Genomic DNA, 1,513 nt, shown 5'->3' on the forward strand with positions numbered 1-1,513 from the left:
GCAATTGCTCCTGCGCCCGCATGGGCAAAATCAGTTGACCTTGGCTGTCGGTACGGGCCCAGAACTCATGCGCTTTCATGCTGTTTCCCTGAGATGGCTAGGAATATACCAGCTTGCCCCAAGCTCTGCCTTCGGCGCAGTCAAAAAAAGACTCCGTCCTGCCGACGGGAACAGATGAGATCCCATCATTGAGACCGGGATCCCTGGGCCAAGCCGTGTTCTCGAAACCAAGCCTGCAACCGTTCCCAAGCGTCACCAGCCGCTTCTGGGCGATAGGTGGGGCGATAATCGGCAAAAAAGGCGTGGGGAGCATCCGGGTAGATGATCAACTGCGATGGATCTCCGCAAGCTTCCAGAGCTGACTTCATTTGCTCCACCGTTTCCAAGGGAATGCTGGTATCTGCACCACCATACAAACCCAACACAGGTGCCTTCAGGCTGGCTGCCACATCCAGCGGATGCCTTGGGGTTAAGGGTGTGGACTCTCCCACCAAACGACCGTACCAGGCAACACCCGCCTTCAAGCCGGGTCGGTGAGCCGCGTACAACCAAGTGATTCGACCACCCCAGCAAAAGCCAGTAATGCCCACCCGCTCTGGATCCGCACCTGAGTTGCCAATTGCCCAATCCACCGCCGCATCCAAATCCGACATCACCTGAGCATCGGGCACCTGGGAGACGATGGCGCGAATCTCCTCAAAGCTCTGCAGCTGAGAAACATCCCCCTGCCGGAAAAACAGCTCGGGAGCCACTGCCACATAGCCCAACTTCCCCAAGCGGCGACAAATGTCTTGAATGTGTTCGTGTACACCAAAGATCTCTTGCACCACCAAAACCAGTGGAAAAGGGCCAGAGCCGGTCGGCTTGGCACGATAGCCAGGGATCTCGCCATCTGGGGTGGGAATGGTGACGGGGCCGGCTTCCAATCCTTCGCTATCGGTGATGATGGTTTGGGCAAAGATCGGCTGTACTGCCGAGGCAAACCCAGCAGCGACGTTGGCCAGCTTCAACTGACGGCGCTTCCAGCTGCTGGAGGATCCCCCCTTGGGTTGCTCCGCATACATAGGCCCAATCCTCAAAAACACAAACCCCTCTTCTCAGGATAAACAATATTTTGTCTGTAAAGATTCTTTCTACTGACAGTCTCGATGCAAATCTTGCCTATCCTGTCTGAGATCTGCATCGTAGAGCTGTTAAGATCGGCTCGGCACAGCGATGCTGATCAACGGAAATGCAACTCAAGAGACAGTTAAAAATCAGTTAAAAACCGGAAATCTTTGGGTTAAGCATTTCAAGAAGCATCGATGCCATCTCGCACTTTGGAGCTTATTTGGCAGTTGCCGAAATTGTTGGATGATGGCAGCATTGGGCAGAGCCAAAAAGACAAACTGAGCGTTTGGCAGTAGCGGCAAAACGGCAATTGTACTGGTGCAGATGGCCTTGACAAGTGAGATAAGTTTGCTTCAACAAATCTCAAAAGCCGCTGGCAGGTAGTCAACCAAAGCGTAGCTTA

At 53.7% G+C, this 1,513-nt stretch carries 1 protein-coding gene; it reads right to left on the minus strand.

Translation table 11 applies throughout. The features are described 5' to 3' along the window. Window positions 1–185: 185 nt before the first annotated feature. Window positions 186–1,064: a dienelactone hydrolase family protein gene (locus NW820_RS12320; protein ID WP_414407636.1), complete on the minus strand. Its 879-nt coding sequence runs from the start codon at window positions 1,062–1,064 to the stop codon at window positions 186–188. Window positions 1,065–1,513: the final 449 nt, after the last annotated feature.

The sequence above is a fragment of the Synechococcus sp. R55.7 genome (assembly GCF_047461955.1).
Classification (GTDB): domain Bacteria; phylum Cyanobacteriota; class Cyanobacteriia; order Thermostichales; family Thermostichaceae; genus Thermostichus.